Source organism: Bradyrhizobium lablabi (assembly GCF_900141755.1).
In the GTDB taxonomy this organism is placed as follows: Bacteria; Pseudomonadota; Alphaproteobacteria; order Rhizobiales; family Xanthobacteraceae; genus Bradyrhizobium; species Bradyrhizobium lablabi_A.
Genome location: NZ_LT670844.1, coordinates 2,122,908 through 2,145,884, shown reverse-complemented (window position 1 = coordinate 2,145,884; position 22,977 = coordinate 2,122,908). Strand labels below are relative to the sequence as shown.

22 protein-coding genes and 1 pseudogene are annotated in these 22,977 nt (G+C 56.8%); 9 read left to right on the top strand and 14 right to left on the bottom strand.

Features of this window, described 5'->3' with window-relative positions; all coding sequences use genetic code 11:
- Positions 1-294: 294 nt before the first annotated feature.
- The 3 genes and pseudogenes from B5526_RS09995 to B5526_RS38930 form a co-directional block, all read right to left on the bottom strand.
- Positions 295-891: a hypothetical protein gene (locus B5526_RS09995; RefSeq protein ID WP_079538047.1), complete on the bottom strand. Its 597-nt coding sequence runs from the start codon at positions 889-891 to the stop codon at positions 295-297.
- A 153-nt stretch (positions 892-1,044) separates the two neighbouring features.
- Positions 1,045-1,276 (bottom strand): annotated as a pseudogene (locus B5526_RS38935) (SOS response-associated peptidase family protein); the annotation flags it as partial.
- A gap of 95 nt (positions 1,277-1,371) precedes the next feature.
- The gene (locus B5526_RS38930) at positions 1,372-1,806 is read right to left on the bottom strand and encodes a hypothetical protein (protein WP_244562253.1); all 435 of its coding nucleotides are present in this window, start codon (positions 1,804-1,806) and stop codon (positions 1,372-1,374) included.
- A 99-nt stretch (positions 1,807-1,905) separates the two neighbouring features.
- Between B5526_RS38930 and B5526_RS09980 the strand changes: the two genes are divergently transcribed.
- Both B5526_RS09980 and B5526_RS09975 read left to right on the top strand, forming a co-directional pair.
- A complete protein-coding gene (locus tag B5526_RS09980) occupies positions 1,906-2,133 on the top strand; it encodes a hypothetical protein (RefSeq protein WP_244562252.1) in 228 nt (75 codons plus the stop codon).
- Positions 2,134-2,400: 267 nt separating this feature from the next.
- Entirely contained in the window at positions 2,401-2,649 is a 249-nt protein-coding gene (locus B5526_RS09975) for a hypothetical protein (RefSeq protein ID WP_079538045.1), read from the top strand.
- A gap of 271 nt (positions 2,650-2,920) precedes the next feature.
- Here B5526_RS09975 and B5526_RS09970 read toward each other — a convergent pair whose 3' ends face one another.
- Positions 2,921-3,286, bottom strand: a complete 366-nt coding sequence (locus tag B5526_RS09970) for a DUF1236 domain-containing protein (protein ID WP_172842026.1) — start codon at positions 3,284-3,286, stop codon at positions 2,921-2,923.
- Positions 3,287-3,504: 218 nt separating this feature from the next.
- Here B5526_RS09970 and B5526_RS09965 point away from each other — a divergent pair, with 218 nt between their 5' ends.
- Entirely contained in the window at positions 3,505-3,924 is a 420-nt protein-coding gene (locus B5526_RS09965) for a hypothetical protein (RefSeq protein WP_154071242.1), read from the top strand.
- Between the two features lie 358 nt (positions 3,925-4,282).
- Here B5526_RS09965 and B5526_RS09960 read toward each other — a convergent pair whose 3' ends face one another.
- The 4 genes from B5526_RS09960 to B5526_RS37580 form a co-directional block, all read right to left on the bottom strand.
- Positions 4,283-5,047 (bottom strand): hypothetical protein, encoded by a 765-nt coding sequence (locus B5526_RS09960; protein ID WP_079538042.1) that lies wholly within the window; start codon positions 5,045-5,047, stop codon positions 4,283-4,285.
- A gap of 613 nt (positions 5,048-5,660) precedes the next feature.
- Entirely contained in the window at positions 5,661-6,143 is a 483-nt protein-coding gene (locus tag B5526_RS09955; RefSeq protein ID WP_079544857.1) for a hypothetical protein, read from the bottom strand.
- 1,142 nt (positions 6,144-7,285) lie between these two features.
- Positions 7,286-8,521, bottom strand: coding sequence for a hypothetical protein (locus B5526_RS09945; protein ID WP_172842025.1), 1,236 nt, complete (start codon positions 8,519-8,521; stop codon positions 7,286-7,288).
- Positions 8,522-9,348: 827 nt separating this feature from the next.
- Positions 9,349-9,582: a hypothetical protein gene (locus B5526_RS37580; protein WP_154071241.1), complete on the bottom strand. Its 234-nt coding sequence runs from the start codon at positions 9,580-9,582 to the stop codon at positions 9,349-9,351.
- 1,015 nt (positions 9,583-10,597) lie between these two features.
- Between B5526_RS37580 and B5526_RS09940 the strand changes: the two genes are divergently transcribed.
- Together B5526_RS09940 and B5526_RS09935 are read left to right on the top strand one after the other, a co-directional pair.
- On the top strand, positions 10,598-10,996 hold the full coding sequence (locus B5526_RS09940) for a hypothetical protein (protein WP_079538040.1): 399 nt from the start codon (positions 10,598-10,600) through the stop codon (positions 10,994-10,996).
- 143 nt (positions 10,997-11,139) lie between these two features.
- Entirely contained in the window at positions 11,140-11,763 is a 624-nt protein-coding gene (locus B5526_RS09935) for a hypothetical protein (protein WP_079538039.1), read from the top strand.
- A 239-nt stretch (positions 11,764-12,002) separates the two neighbouring features.
- Here the strand turns inward: B5526_RS09935 and B5526_RS37575 are convergent, their stop codons facing one another.
- Genes B5526_RS37575 through B5526_RS37570 form a run of 3 tightly spaced genes read right to left on the bottom strand, consistent with a single transcriptional unit; the run spans position 12,003 to position 13,087 of the window.
- Entirely contained in the window at positions 12,003-12,233 is a 231-nt protein-coding gene (locus B5526_RS37575; protein WP_154071240.1) for a hypothetical protein, read from the bottom strand.
- A gap of 3 nt (positions 12,234-12,236) precedes the next feature.
- The gene (locus B5526_RS09925; RefSeq protein WP_079538037.1) at positions 12,237-12,761 is read right to left on the bottom strand and encodes a hypothetical protein; all 525 of its coding nucleotides are present in this window, start codon (positions 12,759-12,761) and stop codon (positions 12,237-12,239) included.
- On the bottom strand, positions 12,758-13,087 hold the full coding sequence (locus tag B5526_RS37570) for a hypothetical protein (protein WP_154071239.1): 330 nt from the start codon (positions 13,085-13,087) through the stop codon (positions 12,758-12,760). Before B5526_RS37570 ends, B5526_RS09925 begins: the two co-directional genes overlap by 4 nt.
- A 20-nt stretch (positions 13,088-13,107) precedes the next feature.
- On the opposite strand from B5526_RS37570, the gene B5526_RS39725 reads away from it, so the two are divergent.
- Both B5526_RS39725 and B5526_RS09915 read left to right on the top strand, forming a co-directional pair.
- Positions 13,108-13,392: a DUF6527 family protein gene (locus B5526_RS39725; protein WP_433994645.1), complete on the top strand. Its 285-nt coding sequence runs from the start codon at positions 13,108-13,110 to the stop codon at positions 13,390-13,392.
- A gap of 207 nt (positions 13,393-13,599) precedes the next feature.
- The gene (locus tag B5526_RS09915; protein ID WP_079538035.1) at positions 13,600-14,193 is read left to right on the top strand and encodes a hypothetical protein; all 594 of its coding nucleotides are present in this window, start codon (positions 13,600-13,602) and stop codon (positions 14,191-14,193) included.
- Between the two features lie 245 nt (positions 14,194-14,438).
- Here the strand turns inward: B5526_RS09915 and B5526_RS09910 are convergent, their stop codons facing one another.
- On the bottom strand, positions 14,439-17,462 hold the full coding sequence (locus B5526_RS09910) for a RelA/SpoT domain-containing protein (RefSeq protein WP_079538034.1): 3,024 nt from the start codon (positions 17,460-17,462) through the stop codon (positions 14,439-14,441).
- A gap of 249 nt (positions 17,463-17,711) precedes the next feature.
- Between B5526_RS09910 and B5526_RS09905 the strand changes: the two genes are divergently transcribed.
- On the top strand, positions 17,712-18,359 hold the full coding sequence (locus B5526_RS09905) for a type IV toxin-antitoxin system AbiEi family antitoxin domain-containing protein (RefSeq protein WP_154071238.1): 648 nt from the start codon (positions 17,712-17,714) through the stop codon (positions 18,357-18,359).
- Entirely contained in the window at positions 18,352-19,227 is an 876-nt protein-coding gene (locus tag B5526_RS09900) for a nucleotidyl transferase AbiEii/AbiGii toxin family protein (protein WP_079538033.1), read from the top strand. Before B5526_RS09905 ends, B5526_RS09900 begins: the two co-directional genes overlap by 8 nt.
- A gap of 69 nt (positions 19,228-19,296) precedes the next feature.
- Here the strand turns inward: B5526_RS09900 and B5526_RS09895 are convergent, their stop codons facing one another.
- Together B5526_RS09895 and B5526_RS09890 are read right to left on the bottom strand one after the other, a co-directional pair.
- The gene (locus B5526_RS09895) at positions 19,297-20,307 is read right to left on the bottom strand and encodes a hypothetical protein (protein ID WP_079538032.1); all 1,011 of its coding nucleotides are present in this window, start codon (positions 20,305-20,307) and stop codon (positions 19,297-19,299) included.
- Between the two features lie 85 nt (positions 20,308-20,392).
- Positions 20,393-22,969: an SIR2 family NAD-dependent protein deacylase gene (locus B5526_RS09890; RefSeq protein ID WP_079538031.1), complete on the bottom strand. Its 2,577-nt coding sequence runs from the start codon at positions 22,967-22,969 to the stop codon at positions 20,393-20,395.
- Positions 22,970-22,977: the final 8 nt, after the last annotated feature.

Here is a 22,977-nt window from a genome sequence, read left to right as displayed (position 1 = left end):
TCGCGGCGGCGAATAGAGCGACAGACACGAAAGTAGCTCGAGATCGGGCTGCCGTTTCCCGACGGCCCCTCATTCGCGTCCTCTTAGCGTCCAGAGTGAATAGGCTGCTATAAGCGCAATTGCTGCGCCTAAAACGGCGGTAGCCGCGCTCATTGAGACGCTGCAATGCTTGCTCGCGCGTCAGAAAGGGCGATGAGGTAGAGTCCATTGGAAAACCGCCTTGTTTGTTAAAGATGGTTCCTGTTCATACCTTTTTCGACCAACATGCAGCGAAGGCATAAGGGCCTTATGCCTTCATCGCTTACCGACAATCTTTTTCAGGTGAGCATCAGCCATTTCAACGGAGCGCGTGGAAACTTTGAATCTCTCCGCGATTGCCGCCAAGGCGTCCTCCCGCGCGATGGCATACCCTTGCGGAATTCGCTCGCCCTCAGGCAATACAAAATCATCTATTCTGCGCACCTCGTACCGCTTAACAATGGCCCGCAGAGTCGGGTCGCTGATGTATTTCGGGTGCTTCATCAGACCGTCAAATGCAATCCCGATTTCGAGCTTTCGGAGGGCCTGAGTCTTGCCGCCGCCACGGTGACGTGTCTTGAATTCCAAACGTCGCTCAATCGGAGCGGAGTCGAATGAGGAAAACGGCGCCGTTTCTGTTTCGGGATCGAACAGAGCCGCTAGCTGTCGGCGAACCGCAGAGTCTAAAGGTTTGGGGTTACGCAATAACCTAGCCAACGCCTTGCGGGCTACAAATTCCTCGTCCGGATTTAGGTAGCGTTTTTGCGGCAGTCCATCCTTCCAGTCGTGACGGCCGGTGAGCAAGCCGATGGCAAGCGCCAGATCGTCCAATTCCTGGCTATCGTATTCGTCATTTTGAGTGTAGATCGCCATCTGCCCTGCCTTAAGGAAACCCGCCGGGGGTGAGCCGGCGGCCGTTCGACTAATCTGTTTCCATGTCGATCGAGAGCGGATTTTCGCGGTACCAAGACTGCTCTTGGTTCATGATGCGATCAAGCGAGCCAAGGGATGGCTCCCCGCATTCGTCCGGCTGTGTATCGGCTCAACGATCGCATTCGGCGCCGTCGTCAGGATGCCGTAGACCAGGTGAGGGCCGGGGATTGGCTTCGATTTTGTCCCGCGGTCCCCCCTGAACTCGGTCCAGATGCCCGCGAAGGCAAACAGCGGCCGGTCATCGTGAGCGCGAACCAGACTGCGTCTTTTTCTTGGTCACGAGGTTCCGCTCGGGAGCGTACTTCGAGAAGCTGTTCGCCGGGACTGAAACTATCCCCTTTTTCGAGGGGTTCATGGCATCGCCATGCGGTCCGGGCGCCGCGCTCAATGCAGCGACGAGAACGAGGATGGCGGTGAAGATCAGAGCGAGAAATACGCGATCCATGGCCGCACCGCGAAACGAAAATGACCTCGGGTGGGCAGGACGCCGAGGCCATTCTCCGGATCGTTCGCGCCTCTCCGCGCAGCACAGCCGGTCAATGCGTACGGCCTGCAAATCGTTCCGCAAACGTTGATGGTGGCGATTTCATCGATCCCGCGCCAGTTTCCGCCGTCCCCAACGATGATCTTTGCGGTCGGGATTGAACACGCGCTCGACATGACGATTTTAGCGCCGGCATGATGCCGATCCTGGCAAACATTACCGGCCCGTCCTGTTCCGCGACCAGGATCAGGGCTTCCATCGCCGCCTGCCACTCCGCGGCCTCGTGCTCGGCTTTCGGGAGTTCCGCCGGCATCCTCGAGCGTGATGAGCTGGCGACCGCGCGGCAGCGGGATCGGATCAAAGGCGATCATTGATCCCTCCGAGCTTTCGCTTACCCCGTGGGCAGTTTCCGGAACCGCCTGGGCAAACTGGGCGTTGAACGTAGTTCTGGAAGGCAAGGAGCACGAATCATGTTGCGAGTAGTCCAAGCGATGCTTTGCGCACTAGTGATCATTCCCGTTTTCTCGCCCGCTTTTGGCCTGACCCAACAGGAGCTTGTAGCTAAGCTTGAATCCGCTGGGTATTCGCAAATCCGCGAAATCAGATCCGGCAAAGTCACGACCTATAAGGCGGTCAAATCCGGCAAGGAAGTGTCCCTCGTGGTTGACAGCTTCGGCAAGTTCAAAGAGCTGCCGTAGAAAGTCGGGGAGTTCGACCGGCGCGTCGAATTGCTCTTCCAATTTTGTGCGCGCATTCTTCGGGGACATCTGGAGATCGGCGGCGGGTGAGGTCGGGCACACACGACGTCTGTCCCGCTGGAACTACACCCTCACTATCGTCATTTCCACCTTCAGCCCGAGCTAACTAAAGACTGCTACGGGCTCCCCGCACGTTTGTGAGGTGACGGCCGCCGGGAACCTTTGGGCATTACATATCATTGTTTGGGGCGATTGAAGGAGGCTTCAATGCGCATCCGCAAAATCAGCTTTACTACCCAGATCTCAGTCGCGCTCGGCTTTGGTCTAGTTGCGGCGGCTCTCTTCTGGTTGGAAGCCGCCGAACCGATCTTAAGCTCCAGCTGGAGGGGATCCACTGAACAATGGCTCGCTTTGGCTTCTGTAGCGATTGGCGTCTGCGCAATACTTGTGGCATTCGGCGGCGCGCTCTTAGCTGTTTCCAAGAGCAGTCGATCCCGCAATTCTGCGGATGATTAGCGGCCAGTGCGCTAGAACCGGAAAACATCGGACCAGTTTCCCATTTTACGCGTCAGACGCAGCCGATCGTGCCATCACACCATCGGCGCGTTTAATCGAGACTCGGAGACGCGGGCGTGAAATATAGCCGTGCACGCTGGAACAACCTTCGAATAGTACCGGCGGGTAGATGCCAAAAACTGGTGCTATCTTCCGACGGTCAAATCGAATTCACGATGCCGCGGCTGCCGACCGCGTAAACCGGCCGGCTATGCGACAATCGCCTGCTGGATTATTCGTAGACGTGAATGATGCGGCGCGTTTCGTGGTGAAAGATTACAGGCCGATCATTGATGATAGCATAGTGATGCCCACGCGGAACGTATTCCTCTGGCACTTCATAAGACTCATACGCGCCAGGAGGTAGCTCGCGGCCCACGACGACCTCCTCGTCGTAATGATACGATGGGCGGTTTTCGCGGACGATATATTCCCGCAAAGGCTCACGACGCTCGTGCGGAACGACGGCGCCTGTCGCTATCGCGGCGCCCGTGATGGCTCCAACGATGGCGCCTGCAACGGCATCATCAGCCAACGCAGCCCTAGGCGCGGCCAGCGCCAAGACGGCGATCAAAGCGGCAAACGTTCGGGTCAGCATCATAATCTCCATGACAACGTGAGTCGCTCAGCACTTCTTTGAGGTTGCCTTGCCGATAGTTAACAAGACCTTACCGAGCCCGTTCTAATGGCGAAAAGCGGCGGCCTAAACCCACGAATAACCTATCGGCTTCGTTCCAGGAGGGATGTAAGGATGCTGTCGCAAGGCAGGTACAGGACATTCTCGTCTCGTTCGAAGCACCACTGATCGACGCACAGGTGCGGCTTGCTCTGCAGCGCCTCCTTTATCGATCTGAAAAGTACGGTGATGGCGATGGTCGCGGTCAAGTGACGCTGCTGATCCGAACCATTTTGGAGTCGGAAGGAAACCAGGACGCGCTGATCGAACCGATCGTCAGCGCCGTCGCGCTGTGCATGCTCCCAGAGTGGACGACGAAGGGGCTCGCCTGGATCGAGGCCTTTGACAAGATCCCGCTGACGGCGATCATGCGGACAATGCGTGGTCTGGACCTCTTCAGCGAGAAGACGCTTTGGCACTACTATGCGATCGCCCTTCGCAACAAGCTTGCGGCCATTCTTGAGCCCACCGACGCTATCGGCCGTAAATGTCGTGCCGCCGTCAAGTCGGGACGGCCCAGGCGGCCGGCCGATCAGCGGGCGCAGCGGATGGCGGCGTAGTGACAGCCATGACCTCAAGCCGGGGACCTACCCGGGCCATCCTCCTCCAGCCTGCGGAATCACGATGAGAAGGGCGTCCAGCGGACCGGCGCGGTGGGCCTTGACACCCTAATGGGTGTCTTGGGGACGAGTGGCAATGCATTGTAATGTTTGGTCTGTCTCTATAGGCCCCCCATGAGACAAAGCCCCCAGCGGCCTCAGCTCACCCCCGAGCTGGCGCCGTTTCTTGGACCTGAGGAATCATTGGGTGCAGCGGACGAACGAGGGCAGTCCGGCGAAGTGGCGGCTACCGGTTTGCTCTAAAGCGGGCTCTGCGCCGATGCCGCGTTGGCAAGGTGCAGCGTCACTTCCTTTACGTCTAATCGAGCCAACCGAACTTTCGCTCGGGCCACGATGCCTGGGCATTTTGCCCGGACCGGTCCTGTGCCTGAGAATTTTGCTCTTGGCGGACTTCTGCTCGGGCATTTTTCACAGGCGGGACGTGTACCCGTGCATTATGCACACGCCGGACCTTTGCTCGGACATTATGCTCGGACCGTACATATTCGCGGGCATTTTTCACGGGCCGGACCTCTGCCCTTGCATCTTTCTCGGCCGCCCAAGCCTGAAATTGCTTCAACAAGGCTTCGGCTGGCGGCTGACGGATTTTGGTCTGACTCTGATCGGCAGGCTCAATAGCGCCGGTAATTTCGTCGCGCGTCTCTTCCTCGGCCGCCCAAGCTTGGAATTGCTTCAACAAGGCTTCGGCCGGTGGCTGACTGATTTCGGTCTGGCTCTGATTAGCAGTTTTAAAAGCGGCAGCAATTTCGTCGCCCGTCGGCGCTTCGCTTGCTGTCGGCAACAAAGCCGGGGCGTCGGCGGTTGATTGAATTTTTGGCATCGACTGGGTGCCATCCAGAGGCGCCGATGTGCCGACCAGGGAAGCCGTGGCGTTCGCAAGCACGATTGGATTTTCCACCGATAGAACTGCGAAGACGATCCCTGCCGTCGTTACGACCAAAATACTCATTTTCATGATTTGTGACGCAGTAACCGCTCTGTCCCAAGCTTTCAAGATGCCCACCTGCTGGGGTTCTTCGGCATGAACGGAGAGACGGAGGGAAATAAGATCGTTCGTCGCCATCGGTGATGTCCCCACGCTAAACGCAACATCGAGCATCCTGGCATGAGCTTCTTAACGGGACCCTGCTCCCGAGGCCTAAATAGCGAGACCATCGGCGCGATTTGGGAGAAATCTTGATTTCATTGGGGCGAGACCGCACGATCTTTCGTTGGTTTTTGCGGCGCTTGTGGCCCGTGATCGTCGAGATGACAATTCAGTTTGGGCAGAAATCGGCCGAAACACTTGGCATCCAACTGCGGTGTCACGACTGCTCACCCGGCTCGGCGCGGCGAAGTAACAGGAACACACCATGGCAATCAGCACAATCTTCTGCGGCCTCGCGGTGCTCTCAGTGGCGATTGGGTGTCGCGTGGCAGCAGCACTGTTCGGCGCGGCAGCATTCTGGCTGATAGGGTACGGAGCGTAGGCGCGTTGGGTCACGCCGTGCGTGGTCCCATGATGAAAATGAGCCTCTCCGAAGACACCGGGCCCCTTTTTGCTCGACCTCGACCCCCCGACTTCAAACTGTCGACTTAAAGGGCGGCGGCCGCCGCCAAGCTCACAGCAGGGGTGTGTTCGCTCGTGCCGCGCCTGCCCATGGTAGCACCCAGTGAGCCATGGCAGTCGCAATGGATCAGGCTACCGCTGTCAACCTGCCATCGGCATCCGGGTTTGCGCGAAGCAGACGCTTGCGAATGGCCTCTTCAACGAGCGCGAGCGCTTCCTTGGCTTGGCGCGCCTCGGCTTCAGCAACTTCGGCGCGAAGCTCTACGGCCGTCAACTTATCCTTCTGAGCTTCAATACAGGACTGGGCTTGTTCCAGCGCTCGGCACGCATCTTGCAGCTTACGTTCGGCGCTGACGATGAGTTCACGTTGTGCCCGCTCGGCGGCCTCCGCTCGCATTTCGGCAAGCCGCAATCTTTCTAAGGCGTTCGTGCAAAGCGACTGGGCGCGGGCTTCAGTCTCACGGGCGTGCTTCTCCATACCGCGGAAGACATCGGCCGCTTGATACACCAGATCGAGGGCCGTTGCTCCCCTGTCTGGTGCCGGCGGTGGGGGAAAGCTCAGGACGCTGTCGTCCCCTCCAACTGACGCTCTGGAATTACGCTGCACCATGTAGTTCAAGCCCGTCGCGAACACACACACACTCGACCAGCATCATGAATAGCTATGGTTAACGGATGGTTAAAAAGTTGTATGCCGGGACTCGCCTAAGACAGCAATCGCCAAATAGACCACGCCAACGCGATCCACACTGCGATGAAGATCAGAAGCTTCAAATACTGGTAAAAAAGGCGAACACGAATCGGCATGATGGCGCCGCCCTTGAAAACACTGAGCGTGGCCTTCCAATTTCGTCATGTATCAGCAATGCCCTGGTGCAGTCGGTCCGGTCCCTGACGGAACGCGGTTGGGCCAGCCTTTTGGCATCAGCCGCTGGATGCGTTCTAGCGGCGGCCTATGTTTGCCAGCCCGCGAGCGCGAACTCGCATGGCGGCGCTACCGCGCGGTGCAGACCATCCGGATAAGCGCGAGGCGGGGGCCCCCTTACTCGCGATCTTCGGCCCAGATGCGTTCGCCGCAGATGCATTCGAACCTGCTCACCGTGCAGCCGCGTCTGGTGTCCAACAACTTGCCAATCAGCCTGGGTTGAGCGCCGCAGCGGTCGCACCTCCGGTGTCCGGTCGTCTTCGGTTTAATGATTGTTTCGGTACTGGAGAGATTCATGGCCACGCTCATTAGAAACGCCGCCCGAAAATGCCAGATTCGCGAAAGGCGGTCTGTCGGCTAGATCACAAAAGTGAGGGCCAATAAGGCCAAAGCTCTCGCATCGCCGTGGATACATTTCCAGCGGCCGCCGGTACTCGGCCAGCTCCAACCCGCAAACTCGCACCGGCGCCGCTATCGCGCGGCGGCGCTGGCCTGTTTATCGCGAATGTCTCAGTTTGAAATTTCAGGGAGGCGTGGTGGGCTGATCCTAAGGACGGCCCAAATGTAAATCTGCTTCCACCATACTGGTTTGAAGCCGCCAAGAGCGGCCTCCGCGCACCAAATTTCAGCAAGCTTCTTGGGGGTTATAAAATCCTCCACACACGAGGGCGCGGCATGGATCGCCGCCGTCATCGCCCGCTGACGGGATACGCGGGCACCGCAGCGCTGAGCTGGGCAGCGGCGACGGCTTTACTCACGAATTTTGAAATCGGGTGCCGGGGTCGTTTTGGAAACGTAGGGGGTGAGAGGGGACCCGCTGTTTTCGCCTAGTCGCGCGGTACAGATTGATCTGCGACTGCGTCCCTAACGCGGGGGCGCAGGACGTTGACGAACGTGTTCACGCGTTCCGCCAGCCAATCAAAGGCCTCCTTTCGGACTGCGGGGTCTTTGAGATTTCCTACGGTCTTAGAATCGATGATCCGCTTGCGATTGTACCGGTCTTCGGTGAGGCGAGCCGTACCATTCAGACTGGGGCCTATGATATTCCAGTCCGCAAGGATGGCATTCATGGCGCTCTCGCCGGGGCTGTTTTGGCTGGCCGAGAGGAAGACGCCGACCTCCCCCTTGTGCAGGTCTCGGTAAACGGCGAGCCAGCTGCTGCCTTGGGGAGCGGGCAGCATGAAGGCGAGGTAACCTTGTCGGGCAGGCTTGGGAATGTCTTGGGTTCGGTCGTCGAGATGCAGATGATGGTCCAGGAACTCCTTCCAAAAGGCCTGGTGGGTAGCCGCCTGGGCAGCGCGGTCGGGATCAGCGTCCGCGTCGGCCTCGGCCGCGGCTTCGGACGGCTCTTGCACTATATAGCCTTCGGGAGCTGTAACAACGTTTCGGACAATAGAGGTTGTGCGGGTGACGACGCGCGGGGCTACTAGGCGTTCACCGCTGGGCAGACGGTAAATTGGAAACTCTACTAAGCCAAAGGTGAAGTGCAGGCCAGCATGGGCTTGCAGGTAGCTAGCGATGGCCTCGACATCCTCTCGTACACCGTCGCCCAGGATCAGCAGCAAGAAGCGGCCGCGGCGTAGATTGGCGGTGACAGCGTCGGTGAACTGAATCTCCCCCACGTTCGGGTCAGCTGCGCGGACCAGCTCCAGTAGAGCATTGGGCCCCAGGCCGGTGCGGCTGCCCACTTCGCGCTGAAGATCAGAGAAGGACCAGCGACTTAAAACCTTGGCATAGTCGAGGATCTGACCAACCACCTCGCGCCGCGCCTCCGGATTGCGCCAGAGCTTGCATTCGACCAGCACAGGCAAGCCCGACGGAGTGACCAGAAAGTTGTCGACGCGCCCCGCTTTGCCGAGCTGCATTTCCCGGCAAACGGCCACGGCACCCACGAACATCGGGTCGATTTCCGCGATCGGCAGGGCGGCGGGGTGGAGGTGGACTAATGCTTGGATCTCGGCCTCCATCAAGGTGGCCTCAATGCCCTGCTGCGGAACGGGTTCGAGAGCAACTGAGCGGCCGTCCGCAGTAAGGATGATGGGCGCGCTATGCTGTCGGTCCAAGACGGTCTCCGAATCGTACGTTCAATAGGCTAACTTGGCTACGCACTGGTTGCCACCGCGATTGCCACCGGACCGGTTAGTATTGGTCGGGATAGGGCAGGAATTGACTTGGGGGAGAGGACTCAGAAGCCCAACAAAAACGGGCTAATAGACCAATATGCCGAGGCGGCCTTAGGTAACCGGCAGTTCTTTTTGAACAAGCCCTATGGCATCGGTGGCGGCAGGAACGAGCAGACTCCCTGATCTCAGGCCGTTGCCCCAATGACGCGCGTTGAGGATTGTCGCTCGTGGCTGCCGACAAGGGCTAAACTCCCGGCCCATCGACGGTATTCTGTGGGGCCCGACAGACACCATCGGAATGAACAAATTCGTTACGCTCTGTTGCGGCAGCACGGCTGCCTTGGAAGCATTTCCGCACCCCGCCAGAACCGATTGTCGTTGGCATGTTTCGCGTTGCCGCCAAGCTTCCGTGTCGCGCAAATAAGGCGGCAAGGGAGGCAAAGGCCACTAATAGTGCGAAAGCGAATTTTGCCGAGATGTTCGACATGGGGGATATCTCCATAATCAAATTCATGAGAACCCGAATGGGTGTTTGACCGATCTAGGTTTGCAATATCAGCCTTGTCCTAGCTGCGGTGGCACTGGCATTCTACCCAAACCGGTCAAGGTATATCGCCGCCGGAAGTCAATGCGGCGCGTGGTACCGTGAACGAGAAGCCTGGTGGCCTCACGGTTCGCCGGGCTTCTTTCGCGCTCCTAGTCCCAAAGCCCGCGGCTGACCGTGTCGTGCGCTGTCCTAATCCCAGAGTCGGTACCGAGCGAGCTGACTAGAAACTCAAGCTGCCAAAATACCGGAAGAGCGAAAGATCCCCCACCATTGTGTGGAGTTCTTGCAACGGCGGCTTGGCAGCGGCCGATAGCTCGATCGAAGAAGATCGCGACCGCAACATGGTGGTTACAATCACAATCAGAGCAGCAACCGCGATAGTCATTCGCATCATGGCCGCGCCACTTTTTGGCCGAGATTGCGTTTGGCGCGTCACAGCATCTGTTGAACTCATTGGCTGGTATCCCGTTGCTGATATGCGCACCCAAACTGAACGGGCTGCGCTACGGCGCTATTTCAGCCTCGGGAAGAGCGTTACGATCGTAGCCAAACATCCGGCCAAAACGCGGCGACACCTCGTGAAACTCGCCGGCGTGAACCGGCGGGCCCCCTTCCGATCAAGCCAAACCCGCATGGGACGGCCCCGCGCTCCGTCAGCGTCCTACCGATTTGCAAGGTCGACGTCAGGGGATTCCCATTCTTGGCGGGCGAGAGGTCCGCGCACCTTTGTGAACTGCTTCACTTACGCCGAGCAAGGGTTGAGCTACCAAGCGCCGTGGGCAATCAAGTATAGCAATCGCGCAATGCGCGCGAAGTATACAGCCGACTTCAAGTCCCCGAATGGATCTCAATGAACCTTCAGGCTCATAACCTGAAGGTCATAGGTTCAAATCCTATCCCCGCAACCAGACATCAAGCCCTTGAAAACGTTTCGTTTTCGAGGGCTTTTTGCTGCCCGGATTTTAGCCTGAAATGTCGTTCGTGGAAGCGTCGTGGAAGCGGCAGGAGGAAAGTCGCAGCGTAAAACCGGCAGGGTTGGCTGCGATGTAATGACTCAATTGTGATCGGGGGGCGCTTAAGCAGAGGTAAATCGCACCGACAGTTCGAGTCCCTCTTGCTCCGCCAGATTGCCGAAGGCCGCGTATTCTCCGGGCCAATTCGCGGGCAATTAAGCCCAGAAACAGCAGCACTGCGTGCGGGTGGCGGGGGGCGATTTCGTTGGGTTCTCCGACCGTGAAAGCCTTGGATCGGGAATCCTCTCTACGGACTGCCAAGCGAGACAGTCATACAAAGTCAGTCGAGACTCTATCGGTCAGCCCTCTTGCGATCGAAACTGGGTGATTGGTCGGTTGGTTGCTTGAAAGTATCGCGACGGGGAAAATACCTGGAGCGGAGTCGGGGCGATGCCCGCCGGGGCGAAAGCCAAGGGTGATATGCTCGACCACTGTCGCGTTTAGTGGGAGGAGCAAATGGACGAAGGGGAAAAACTTGCCGCAGCCAAGGCTGAGGTAAGGGCCGACATCGACGACTGGCACGACCTTCTTCAGGGGGGAGCCAATTCATTGCTGGTTGCACACAGTGGTGCAAAGCTGGCTTGCCTCTATCAACTCGAAGACTACGGCACGAATACTCAGCTCAAGCACATCGGTTTAGTTATTGCAGCGTTCGCGGCGGGGTTCATCATCGCCGTGATTGGATATATTGATATCTCGAACGGTCACGTCAAACTCAGGCTTGCGGTTCTTCAAAACAATATCTCGGGCTTCGATATGAAGCCCCTCCAACGGGGGATCGGATTGCTATACCTGTCGGTCGGAATACTGCTTCTGGCCGTTCTGGCGATTGCCTTACGCTTCTTCTGGCTCTGATGGGCCGCTGGGTCGCGGCCTCAAGCACAATGGGTGTTGTAGCCCCGTGTCTTTCATCAGGGCCAGAATCGAGATCCAGCCATCGGGTGGGTTGGGCTTGTTGAAAGGTCCGCAGGACGGGCGTTCTAATAATGCGGTGATCAATGTCCAACCAACCAGAAGACTCGTTCCTTCGGCAGAATTTCAAGTACTACCAAGAATGGCACCACTGGCTCGGCAAGGCCGATAAACTGAAGCGCGCCGCATTGATTTTGTACAACGCGGACCTTCCTGACCTTCGGCTTTACGACCATGCTTATAAAAAAGCGCTGGAGGAGATTGGGGAAGAGGGCAAAGCCCCGGTAAGCCATCCGCACCCTGACATGCTGCCAGCCTTCAGTCTGTTCGGCTCGGCGTTAGAGAATCTCCTCAAGGGGGTCATGGTCCACAACGACCCTGGTCTCATTGGGGCCGACAAGCTCTCCCAAAGCCTGAAGAGCCACGATCTGCTGGAGCTGGCGAAAGACGCCGGTGTGACCTTCAGCGCGCCGGAAACGAAACTGCTCGCATGGCTGTCAGAGGTCGTGATCTGGAAGGCGAGGTATTCGGTCCCGACGAATACCAAGTTTGGGGACGCGTTCTTCCACAAGCTAGACAACATAAGCCTGGCCGACGCGGAGGCCTGTATAAAAGCTCTTGAGGAGTTATTCGCCCGAATAGCGAAAATGCTCCCGGAGCCAAAGAAATTCACGGAGGGGTTCGACGTACTGGTGGTTTGGAAGGAATAGGGGCTCGGAAAGACGGAACACCAACCAGTAGCGGCTCTAGCCACGGGGCCAAAAATGCCAGTCCTCGATTTCGTCAGGCAAGAAATCGAACACATGCGCGTCCGGGTGGGGCGCCAGCAGCCGGCGCGCAGGCTCGGGGCTCTGGAGGGCGAAGTTGGTAGGGCTTCTAAAATGGCACGACCACAAAGCCAATTGGCAAAAGCCCGTGACATCGCGGTACGGGAAGGGTGGTGCTATTTTCACTTCCAGGCAATCATCGTTGCGATCGACCAGTACGCCGAGGCGGCTACGGGTGGACGTTTGCCTTTCACCTCACCATTTTCGGTCGGCAGATATTTGCGCAGCTTGCCGTATTCCCGCTCCAAACTACGCAGGCGCGCGTCAGGGACAATCAGCGCTCCGATCATGGAGATGCTAAGCGGCTGTCCAATTCCGGTGAAGGTGCCGGTCTCGTCGATAAATATGTGCAACTGTTACTCTAGCAGTTCGTCCCTATCGTCATCGTAATCGGGCACTTGAATGTCGAGAAAAAAGTTCGCCGCTTCTCGCCGGTCCAGTTTCTGAAGTCCGCCCTGAGCGTCGATGAATTGCCAATACAATGTGCCTGTCACCAGGCCCATGCGAGCGTAACCCGGCATTTCAGTAACCATCCCCCGCTTCTTCGGCACCTCGTGTTTAGCGAGGTTCATACGCAGCTCTTCAATAAAGCCGAACCACCCGTCAGTCTTGTCGTAGTAGGCTTTTATGGAAGCCACAAAATCAGTATCCGCGATTCTTGAAATGTGGTGTGAATAAAAAGAACTCCCCGAGAAAATATGCTTTTCCTTCCCCTTCGCGTCAGCAAGGGTTTTGGAAAGGAATGCCTTCTGCTTTGCAGGTTTGGTCTTCGCGTACTGGTCTGCGAGCTGAAGTAGCTGCATCGCGCGTTGCCGCCAGGTACGCAGAAACTCGTATAAGGCAAAAAGCCACATCTGACTGACGCCATTAAGCGCCATCATGACATCCGCATATCCTTCCTCGTTAAAAATCTTCCGTGCTGTGTGAAGCTCCAGCGGGCGGATACCGCAGACAGGCCCAGATCACCGAGCTCAACGCCTTCAATGCTGTGATGGCGGTCATCAGGTTCAAGCAGCACTTCCAGCTTCTTGATCGCCTCGACGACGCAACGTGCTACATCTTCGATACCGCGATGCTTGAGATAGTTGCGGAAGGAGGGGCTAAGTGAGTTTCGTCTACCAAGCTGTAGAGCGCATTCCCAAGCAGCCAAGCGCTGGCGTTGTGTATCACAGCAAAGAATTCGAAGTTGCCGCTCTGCTGTGCGCATGTGGATGCGGACATCGAGTGATGTTCTTAGTGCCAGACAGCCATCAAGTAACATCGGAGGGCGGGATGGCTACGGTGCGGCCATCTATCGCGGTTTGCGATGCTCCATGTAAATCACACTATTTCATCACCGCTGGGCGCGTCGAGTGGCTTCCTGCCTTCTCAGACGCTCTGGCAGGGTCGGTTATGCGTGGCCAGATAGCCCGGCACGCAGCAGTTGATGCCAAGCGGCGGTCATGGGGTAGCCGAGTCCGAGCGGTTGTTGCGAGAGCATACAACAAACTCAAGTCGATCCTCGGGTTGTGAGATACCTGGCTCGGTACCGTGTTTGACGCTCGTTCGGCGATCCTCTCATGGTGGGCAAAGCGACGGGTGGCAGCTTCGATTTGTGCCGAAAGTGACCCAAAGGTTTGTAAAAATGATCCTTCCCGCTTTTGGTCGTGATATGCATCAGTTGACGCCACCCGAGGATGGAGTCGGGTTAGAGACACGACCGAAAAGAAATTGGTCAATATGACGAACGAAGCTGAGATCAAAAGGTTTACTGTCGATATCGATCGGATACCTGAGAATTTTCCAACCCATCGGCATGACGCCGCATTTTGGGAGACGCTGGGACGCGCCATCGGTACTTTCGGATTCCTTGAAGAGGTTCTAGGAAAAGCGATATTTGCTTTCACTGCAACACGTCAAATTCTTCCCGATCAAATAGAATCCGAATACGCAAAATGGCGTCCTACTCTAGAAAGGGCGCTTGAAGATCCGCTCGGTGGCCTTATTGATTCCTACGGTAGCTCAGCACGAAAACATCAAGACGCGCCTCCGTATCTGGATGATTTGCTGAAGCAACTCCGTGAAGCTTCCGTTTGGCGAAACACGATTTGCCACGGTTCATGGAGAGTGCCTGACGAGCAAGGACGTTCTCTTCCGCTTTACGTCGACAAAAAGCGTGGCGTCTTTGAAACTCCAATCAACATTGCCGCCTTAAAGCAATTGCAGCGGCATGTCGCCGAGTTGGCCTGTGCAGTCGTGAATACCGTAACGCAGTTGGGCTATCAATTTCCGGGATCAAGTGGCCCCGGTAAGCCCATATGGAACTTGTCCTGATCGAGATGAGGATATCTCGCAACGACGGCGTCTATCAGCATGTTTACACAGATGGCGTTGCGCTCGAGGGTTTATGCGCGCTGTCATGCGCCAGGACCGCCAATACGGTCCATTCATAAGCTGTCCCGTTGCGACAGTGCCGGGAGAGCCGATTCGCCTAAAAGCGAGGCCTCTTCAAACAGAGCGTTCAACAGTCTCTCAAGTTTTGTCAGATCGTACGGTCATTCAGCACCAGCATTGCAAGATCAAGATTTCTCTTTGTCGTCGGGCTCACCGTATGTCCGCTTGCGCAACTCGATGCTCTCCTCTGCGCGTCTCTGTTCGGCTGAAATCTGACGATCAAGAAGCAGCGCATAGCGTTTGGCAAAAGCCTTTACTCGCGCGTCGGGGTCCGCGAGCCAATCCGCGACTTCCTGCTTCTTGGCCGTATAGGCGTGTACCCGTCCAAATTCACCGGTCAGGACATCGGTGCTTTCAAGAATGATCTCGACGTCAGTGAGGAAAGGATCGTCGTCTGGCAGGGCCTTTACGATGGCCTTACAGATTTCGTGCAGAAAAGTCTGTCCATGATAGTTAGTGAGCACACGCAGAACGAACTCGATGTCTGCGCGATGGCCGGTCTCAACGAGGGACAACAATTTGCGACGGACGGGCTCAGCGAAATTGGGGAAGCTGATCGCCAGCAAGCGTCCCCCGCGAAACTGAAACATCGAATCTCCGCTCACGAACCGTTTGCGGACAGTCGCAACCGCATGCTCGGCGATGCGGACGAACGACTTCTGGAGACATTCGAATTGAAAGGGAATGTCCTCATACCGTTCGCCTTCCTCACGCGTCTCCTTGTATTGCAAGCGCGCGACGAAGAAATCGAAAACCGTTTCCGGATACTTCTCCGCCAAACTGGCCAATACCCACTCACCATGAGTCTCGATACTCTGAAGATGCACGAGGCTCTCGAGAATTGCGTCCACTTGCCCAGCATCAAGCTTACGGAGCGGCGACCGCTCTTTTGGTATGTACCACACGAGGTTGACCCAACGGGCGTCCTTCCGCGCCGTAAAGTACTGGACCGCTGCCATGAAGATCGTCGTGATGGTCCCTTCCTGTGCATCGGCGTATCGTCTGGCAAAGGAGGCCATAACCTGGACGACCACAGCATCATCGTCTCTCTTGATCCCAACCATCAGGATCTTCCGCAGCAACTCCCCATCAAATCCCGGCGCGAATTGGATATAATGCGCCATTTCGGCCAAATGCTTCTCTTGCGCAAGCCATTCCGCAATCCTCGCATCTAGTGCCGCACGTTGATGACTTTTCGCCAGCCCGCTCAACATAACGCCAAGAAAGCCGGTCAGGCGATCGCCCAGCCGATCAACAAATCCGAGCACAATGAGCGGTTTGGTCTCGCTTAGCTTCTGCAAGAATTCTCCGAGACTGGGAAATGTCGCGAGATCGTCGGATTCCGTCGCGGCGCAGCGCTTCAAGATATTTAGCCACTCCTCGGCATTTTGCTCGGTGACATCGCCTACCAGTTCATCGATGCGCTCTTTTCGATATTGCGTTTGCCCCTTTACGTCGAAAGCGGAGCCCTCCCACGCTGGAGGAAAGACCGACTCATGGCCGACCAAAGTTTTGTAGACCACAAAACCCTTGTTCGTATTCGCAATGTCCCGGAATTTGAGGATGCTCGCGTTGAGCGCGTCACGAGCCGCGAGAACGGCCGCATCCGGTTCAACGGTGCCGGCCGTGCCCTGATTGTGGCGGTACATCCAGAGCAGACTGCGTTCAAGCGTTTGCAGCATTTCGTATGACTCACCGGGCGCAATTTCGGCGAAGAAGTCTACGATCACGCGGCTGTTCTCCAGAATGGACTGAAGTTGTGCCTGGGAGCTCGTGCCGTTCATGGGCCGGCGCGTCGCTTCCAACATCGCCAGCTTGACTTGGCGCTTCTCACTATCGGCTGAACCCGTCCGGTAGAGCTCCTTGAGGAGGTCGATAGCCTTGCCGCGCATGCCTGCAAGTGCTTCGCTTGGCGGCGTTGAGCCCCTAGATAACGTAAACGTCTTGTATGTACTCGATACCCCTTGAATCTCATTCTTGAGTGCTTCGCCAAGTACCTCCACCAACACCGGCCGGATGGGCTCCCATCGGCTACGATCGAGCCCGTCGATCGTGTCCACCAGAACAATTTGCACGTAGGGGCCGGCTTGTTTCCAAACTTCGAGGTCGTTTCGGGCCAGCCGTTCGGCCGCCGCGAGCAGGTGCTTGCGCTCATCGGCGTTCTCAGCGCCCCTAAATAGGTCACAGATCGCGCTAAAAGTAAGTTCGATGTCGACGAAGCGATACAGTGCGAGAATGTCACAAGTGACCTCGACGATCCGACCGATTTCCACGCCGGGAAAATTGCCGAACGGTGTCTCGCGCGGGCGTGTTTTGGTCAGACGCGCCTCCGCGACCGCCGCAACAAGCCGTTCTTTGATTTCCGGATAGACGCTCTTCGGATCGTCGTAGTTCGGTAGGACGTAATCGCGAAATCGTTCCAGCAAATCGTACCGGGCGTTGTTATCGCTGCATTCCGAGAGAGTCTTGAGCGCTCCCCGGTCGATCAGTTCTTTGCCGCTCCGAAGACGTTCGTAATCGTCGAGAACTTTTTGGAATTCGTAGCCAGCCGGCAATAGATGGGTATTCATTATCTTTTGAAGACGTCGATCGATGGCTTCAAAGAGCTTCGCGCCGAAGCCGGCCAATGCAGGCTTCTTGTAGATGATGTCATGCGCCATTTCAGACCAGGCGTGGTTCAGGGTTGTTTGCACCTGAACCTCGCACCAGAGTCCGTCAAAACGGGCATATTCGGGTAAGATCGTTCGTGCGGTCTTGAGCTTTAGGACATAGTTGTTAGAGACAAACAGATTGTCGGGTTCAGTTTGCCCCGGAACCGGATGATGAATTTTGGTCCGATCCCAGTCGACATCGAAATTATCTTGAATGATGCCGCTCTGTAGGAAGTGCGACACATCGGAGTTGGTGTAAAAGATAAGGCGGCAGCCGGCCAAATCCTTGATGTCGTTCTCGAGGCTGGTGGTTGCGGCGAGGCCACGGTCTTCTAGCTTCTTCTTTAACGACGCCGGGTCTTTCGGCCGGTGCTGGACCTGTTGCAACCGAAGGGGTTCCGGATAGGCCGAAATTGCCGCCTTTAGAATAGCCGCGACGATCTCCGCGAGGGCCGCGTAGTCGGCGAGCTTCGATCGTGAATAGGTCTCAAGGTCCATGTTGCGATACCATGTGCCAATCCCGTCGAGTCACCGGTCGCATAAAAAGGGATTAAGCGCTGCGCCGACATGGGAATTGAGAGTTGGTAGTTCGAGGTCATTGTAAAACTAGCGGTAGCGGGCAGTGAGGAAATGTGACGCTGTTTTCGTTGTCGTAAATACGAGTTTTATCAATGGCTTAAGAACCGTAATGATACATATCCTATTCAATGTATTGACTTTTTCAATGTTTTGTATCATATCAGTTTCATGGAAAAGGAGCTGCCACGCCAAGAAGATCGGGCGACTTCGCTGCTTCACAAGCGGGGCATGATGCGGCTGTCCGAATTTCTAAAAGAAGGCATCACAGCCGCCACCATCTCACGCATGGAGGAGAAGGGAGCCCTTAACCAGCTCAGCCGCGGCCTTTATCAACTGCCCGATGCCTCGCTTGACGGTAATCACTCGCTCGCCGTCGCTGCGAAACTCGTTCCAAACGGCATCATTTGCTACGACTCCGCGCTTGCCTTCCACGAGCTGACGGACCGCATCCCTCCCTATGTATGGATGGCCATCGGTCCGCGCGACTGGCGTCCCAAGATTACGCGTCCGCGCATCCAAATTACGCGTTTCGGATACAAGGAGTTTGATAAGGGCGTAGAGCACCATCTCATCGAAGACGTGTCTGTCAAAATCTACTCGCCAGCCAAAACGATCGTTGACCTATTCAAGAGCGGCAAATATCAAAAAGCGTTCTATAATTCGGCGACAGGCTTTGCAAACGCGACCCAAGCCATGAAAGACGCACTTCGACTTCGCAAAGCCACTCCGGCGGAAATTGCCAAATTTGCGGTCGACGCAGGAATTTGGGAAAAAGTCGTACAGCCCCGTCTGGAGGCGCTCACGGTGGATGCGTAAGCCGCTTCAAAACATTGGCGCCTCGGTCCGCGCGCGACTGCTCAATCTTGCGAAAGAACGCAATCAGCCTTTCGAGTTGCTGCTCGTGCGCTATACGCTCGAGCGGCTCCTCTATCGTCTCAGCACGACCAAACACCGGGACAGCTTCGTCCTGAAAGGCGCCATGCTTATGCGGCATTGGCTTGACGATCCGCATCGCCCGACACGCGACCTCGATCTGCTTGGATTCGGCGATAGCGATCCCGCACTCACGCTCAAGATTTTTCGCGAGATTTGCACCATCAAGGCCGACGATGCGGTCGTGTTCAATATCAACGAACTCGTTATCGACCAGGTCCGCGAAGATTCCGGATATAGCGGTCTGCGTTTGAAGACCTATGCAACGGTTGATGGAGCCCGGGTCAGGGTCGTTATCGACATCGGTTATGGCGACGCGACCGAACCAGGTTTGAACGAGATTGAGCTGCCGGTGTTGCTGGATCAGCCGGCACCGAACTTGAAAGCCTATCCGCCAGAAACAGTCATCGCCGAGAAGTTTCAGGCGATGGTCGTACTGGGTCTTGCCAATACTCGGCTCAAGGACTTTTACGATATCTGGATTCTGATGCGAACCTACGACTTCAAGGACGATCGGCTCGCACGAGCCATCGCCGCAACGTTCACACGGCGAAAAACTAAAATCCCGACCGAACGGCCTGATGGACTCACACCCGCCTTCGCCAACGATCCCACAAAGCAGCAACAATGGTCCGCGTTCGTCCAGGACGTCGCAATAGATCCTGGTTCTTTGCCGAGCGTCCTCGAGTCTCTTACGGCGTTCCTGATGCCTCATGCGCGCCGGGCAGCGGAGACAGGCAAAGGCCGATGACGCCCAAGAAGCGGATATCCCCCTTCCAATCTCCGACGTCGAAGAGTTGGAGGTTGACGCGCCGGCCGCTCATTCTGGATGGTCTTCCGCTGGCTGGGTCAAGCTAAAGCGAACTTCAGGCAACGGATCGCTCTTCGCTTCATCGATCCAGGCCAGCAGCGCCTCGTCATCCGCGACCCGGTCCTTTAGCGCAACGGCTAGTTTCACGCACTCCGCGCGCACAAGGGACGCGGAAACAGCCTCCATCGTGTTTAGCGCAATATCCTCGTAACGTACTCCACGAATTTCTGAGATCGTCTCCGTCAGGCGTTTGATGTCTTCCGCCCCAAGGAAATCAAGAGTCAGCAATTTCAGCGCCGCAGCGAGCATGGCGGTAAGGCCAAACACGCGGCGCACTTCGATCGTTGCCATAAGCCGTTCGACAAGGGCTTGAGGCAACTGTGGAAGTGTTCCGTTTCGGACCAATTCGGCCCGGCCGACAATAGCCTGAGCTGCGCTCCCCACTTGTTGGGAATCCGAACCCAGCAATCCCGCCCGAACGATCGAAATCACGTCGGCTGTGACCTCTACAGCGGACGCGAGAAAGTGCGGCAACGCTTGCATGCTGGTCCAAGACTGCGCTCGTCGAATGAAAGCAATAAGGGCTCGCGCCCGCTCGACCGTGCGTTGCTCGGCGCGCATGGCGGGTACTACGGCAACGGTCAACACATAGCCCGCGGCAAGCCGAATGGTATCGTTAAAATTCTTGGCGAACGACACGGCGAAAGGGTCTCTATCGTCCCTTACCTGCTGGAACTCCCAAGCAACGATCTCGTCAAACATTTCCGCGGCCCGATCGGCTGGTACGACAAGGCCGGACCGTGCTGCATTGGTAATTGAGACAAGATGATTGGCCTTCTGGCTTATTTCGACCGTGCCAACTGGCGGCGACAACCGCATTACTTCGCGCAAATTCGCGCCAAGCAGCCGACCCGATAGCCTCGCTTGTCTATCAACGCCTTCTATTGCGGGTAGCCGCAGAAACACGCCGGCATTGAGGCCCGTATTCCGCGGGAAGACCTCCCTCTTGCGCATCGACATCCGACCAAAGCGCGCTTCCGAACGCGGTTGTTTCGTCGGGCTTGAGTGCCCCACTGACGGCGAGATAGGCGAGCTGCGAAGTGGCTTACTCCCTGTCGATGTTGCCTTTTTGCGCAATGGCTAAGAGCTGACGCACACGATGATCCCAACTGGTGTCGCCGGGATTCCGAGTCGGCGGCGCATTCCAAATATCAAAAACAATCTGCGGCCAAGGAGGATGCGGACCGCGCACGCCTTTCTCCGAAGGCAGCGGAAACTCAAGCACTGTCAATGCAAAAGCGCCTCGCTGGGCGGTGGGAATAGCTTTAACTGCGTACTTTGCCAATTCGCCGATGGCATCAATCAACCAATGATGCGTGACGAGTGGTTCTTTCGCCAGTTCAATCGCTCTGCGGAGCGCTTGAGCCGCCTGATCCGGGCTCATCCGAACCGTCAGGCGCGATAACGTCATCAGCATTAGGCGCAACGCATCGACATCGTCCCGAAGCTCGGGAGTGCGCGCTGCGGTGACCCGGAGCGTCCACAACGTGACGGCAGATTCGACGATGGAAAGAAGCGTCGAAGTTGTCGCGATCGGTATCCGTGCTGTCGCGATCCGGCCGAAATGACGCTCAAACGGTTTGTCAAAATGAGAATGCAAGGCGCGGAACAGCCAGACATACCATTCCGGATCGGTCTGAGGCGCCGCTTCGAGGACGACAAGTGCCGTCGATCCGCAAACATCGACCCGATTGATCCGGAGAGGAAGACCGGCATGTTCGATGAGTTGATCGAACTCATATAGCAACTCGACACCGGGATCCGAACCCACGTGCGTTGTTGCAGATCCCTCGCGATAATGGCCCGGCTCGAATGCCGGCTGAACTGCCACGGCTTCTTCGCGGCGTTTCTTTTCGATCCTGGCAGCGCTATCTTCGATGTATTCGAGCTCTCCCCGAGGATCGATGTCGAGCTCCTTGAAGTCTCTGGAGGGAAGCGAGCGATTGGGTTGACCAATGGAGCCCCACATGTCGCACGCCCCGCTGATCCAGCTAGCCCACGCCAAGTGCGATTTGACGACCAACGAATTGCGATCGAGTCTGTGACGACGTTCGAGGTCCGCCGTCGCGTCTTTGATCAGTTTCGTTGCTTTTGCGTATTCGCCGAGCTCCGTATGTAAGGCGGCGCACCGCAACTTCCAAATCGGGTCTTCTGACTTTACGTTGGTGAGCCGCACAGCCAGCGTATCGAAATCCATCCGATCGCGCGCGCGCAAGCACCATTGATATTCAACCTCTTGCCGTACACTCGTGTCGGCCGCGGCTTCGGCCTCGATGACGCCAGCCCACCGCTTCAAGCCGGCCTCATCGCGCGACACGCGTGCGTCACGCATAAGCGCCAAGGCAAACTGCAAGCGCAGATCGGGATCAATCTCTACCGGCTTGTTGTCGACAAGTTCCGCGAGAGCATCGGCAAGCCGCACGTCCAAAGGAACGAATGCGACCGTGCGACGCCACAGAATCTCGAACAAGGCCTCGGCGCGAAGCTTGGGTTCTAAGAGTTCGAGCACCGGCTTTCGCACTAACCAGTGCGCATCGCCTGTGTAAGCGATCGATCGGCGGAGTCGAGCCGGGCAGACCAGCCATCCCGGATAATTTTCCCGGTCGGTCTTAAAGAGGGGGATCGTATTCTTCAGCAGATCGGCAGCGAACTCGTTATCTTTGTGCACACGTTGGTGCGCATCGATGCCTGCTTTCGCGAGAGGGAACTGATCGTGCGGGGTTAACTTCCATTCGTGCCGCGGAGGTGGTTTCGCCTTGCGAAGTTCATCGATAAAAATCCGAGTCGCCGTAGCATGCTGAAGGTTCGGCGTCAGTTTCTCAACGAGGGGGGCAAAATCAATGGGCGCAATGTTATGAGCTTCCAAATACCTTCTGGTCGCCCGTTCCAAGCGCAGATTGCCGACGAGATAAATCCGACGCGCGCTGCCGCCGAGATGATCACGAACCCAACCAGCCCATTGTAGGAAGTTGGGATCGTCGCCGGAAAATCCAACCAAACATAATTCGTTCTCGATAAATACCTGGCGGGCAAGATTGACAAAGGCAGCATGTTTCACGGGATATGTCCGGTAATCCTCTTCCGCGAAAATAAGCGGACCGGGATCACCGATGGTTCCATGCAATTTCACGATGCGCGGCGATCGGGCGTGTGTAAGATCGGCTTCAGTTCGTACGACTTCGTACGAATAATCGTTCATATTTTCGGCGCGTTCGAGGAGCGTGTCCCAATTGGTCGTGAGTATGTCGCTCCACGGTAATCCGAGCAGAGCTCCGTGCAGTGGTCCGGGGGACCAGGATTTGTCCGGGAAGCGCGTTCGCAGAAAGTCGTCGAGCCCTGCCTGACCAGAATAGGTTCGGTATTCCTCGGCAATGCGCAGAGGGCTGCTTGGTGCTCTCTTCTTGTCGTGCGGATAATGCCGCTCGACCATTTCCTCCATTAATTCCCACCATAAGGGAGGTTCTAACGTATCGTCCCCGGGCCGCTCCGCATTCTTGCTGAGGCCGGCCCCGATCAGAACCGCAGCGCCCCGAACAGAACCGTTGCGCCATAAGGCGCGCGCCAACTGTTGCAGCGCGGGGTAATCAGGAAGATCGGCAATGTTATAAGTCAATTCAACCATGGGGACCT

Coding starts and splice junctions, on each gene's coding strand:
- B5526_RS09995 (WP_079538047.1), bottom strand. CDS start 891: ATGGCGATCTACACTCAAAATGACGAATACGATAGCCAGGAATTGGAC.
- B5526_RS38930 (WP_244562253.1), bottom strand. CDS start 1,806: ATGATCGCCTTTGATCCGATCCCGCTGCCGCGCGGTCGCCAGCTCATC.
- B5526_RS09980 (WP_244562252.1), top strand. CDS start 1,906: ATGTTGCGAGTAGTCCAAGCGATGCTTTGCGCACTAGTGATCATTCCC.
- B5526_RS09975 (WP_079538045.1), top strand. CDS start 2,401: ATGCGCATCCGCAAAATCAGCTTTACTACCCAGATCTCAGTCGCGCTC.
- B5526_RS09970 (WP_172842026.1), bottom strand. CDS start 3,286: ATGCTGACCCGAACGTTTGCCGCTTTGATCGCCGTCTTGGCGCTGGCC.
- B5526_RS09960 (WP_079538042.1), bottom strand. CDS start 5,047: ATGGCGACGAACGATCTTATTTCCCTCCGTCTCTCCGTTCATGCCGAA.
- B5526_RS09955 (WP_079544857.1), bottom strand. CDS start 6,143: ATGGTGCAGCGTAATTCCAGAGCGTCAGTTGGAGGGGACGACAGCGTC.
- B5526_RS37580 (WP_154071241.1), bottom strand. CDS start 9,582: ATGAGTTCAACAGATGCTGTGACGCGCCAAACGCAATCTCGGCCAAAA.
- B5526_RS09940 (WP_079538040.1), top strand. CDS start 10,598: ATGGACGAAGGGGAAAAACTTGCCGCAGCCAAGGCTGAGGTAAGGGCC.
- B5526_RS09935 (WP_079538039.1), top strand. CDS start 11,140: ATGTCCAACCAACCAGAAGACTCGTTCCTTCGGCAGAATTTCAAGTAC.
- B5526_RS09925 (WP_079538037.1), bottom strand. CDS start 12,761: ATGATGGCGCTTAATGGCGTCAGTCAGATGTGGCTTTTTGCCTTATAC.
- B5526_RS37570 (WP_154071239.1), bottom strand. CDS start 13,087: ATGCGCACAGCAGAGCGGCAACTTCGAATTCTTTGCTGTGATACACAA.
- B5526_RS39725 (WP_433994645.1), top strand. CDS start 13,108: ATGTTCTTAGTGCCAGACAGCCATCAAGTAACATCGGAGGGCGGGATG.
- B5526_RS09915 (WP_079538035.1), top strand. CDS start 13,600: ATGACGAACGAAGCTGAGATCAAAAGGTTTACTGTCGATATCGATCGG.
- B5526_RS09910 (WP_079538034.1), bottom strand. CDS start 17,462: ATGGACCTTGAGACCTATTCACGATCGAAGCTCGCCGACTACGCGGCC.
- B5526_RS09905 (WP_154071238.1), top strand. CDS start 17,712: ATGGAAAAGGAGCTGCCACGCCAAGAAGATCGGGCGACTTCGCTGCTT.
- B5526_RS09900 (WP_079538033.1), top strand. CDS start 18,352: ATGCGTAAGCCGCTTCAAAACATTGGCGCCTCGGTCCGCGCGCGACTG.
- B5526_RS09895 (WP_079538032.1), bottom strand. CDS start 20,307: ATGTCGATGCGCAAGAGGGAGGTCTTCCCGCGGAATACGGGCCTCAAT.
- B5526_RS09890 (WP_079538031.1), bottom strand. CDS start 22,969: ATGGTTGAATTGACTTATAACATTGCCGATCTTCCTGATTACCCCGCG.